The organism is Gilvimarinus sp. 1_MG-2023, assembly GCF_030548285.1.
This window is the reverse complement of sequence record NZ_JAUOSC010000333.1, coordinates 1-372: the sequence shown is the minus strand read 5'-3', so window position 1 is coordinate 372 and position 372 is coordinate 1. Positions and strand designations below refer to the sequence as shown.

Genomic DNA, 372 nt, shown 5'->3' with positions numbered 1-372 from the left:
AGCTGTACCTGATGCGTCATACTATCCAGTGCAGGCCGTTCTATGGCAACCCGCCAACCACTGCCATCCGGCTTGCTACCACGCGCTCTCAGCTCACCGCCAATTTCCACCAGATAAGAGACCACCCCCTGCTGCTCCAACAAATATCCAATCTGGTCATCTGCCCATCCCTTGGCAATGGCAGACAAATCGATATACAGCGGTTTGTCGGTTGACAGGGTCCGGTCATCAAGATGAATAGCGTCAGAGCCGATACCGGCAAGCAGGCCGTTGACCTCTTCTTCCGACAACTTCTGGTCGCGGTGTTTGCCCGGCCCAAAACCCCAAGCATTAACCAAAGAGCCAACGGTAACGTCAAACCGGCCTTCACTC

At 54.8% G+C, this 372-nt stretch carries 1 protein-coding gene; it reads right to left on the bottom strand.

The genetic code is table 11. The features are described from left to right. A partial coding sequence (locus tag Q4563_RS17050) for an FAD:protein FMN transferase (RefSeq protein WP_303605338.1) occupies positions 1–372 on the bottom strand: 372 nt, incomplete at both ends.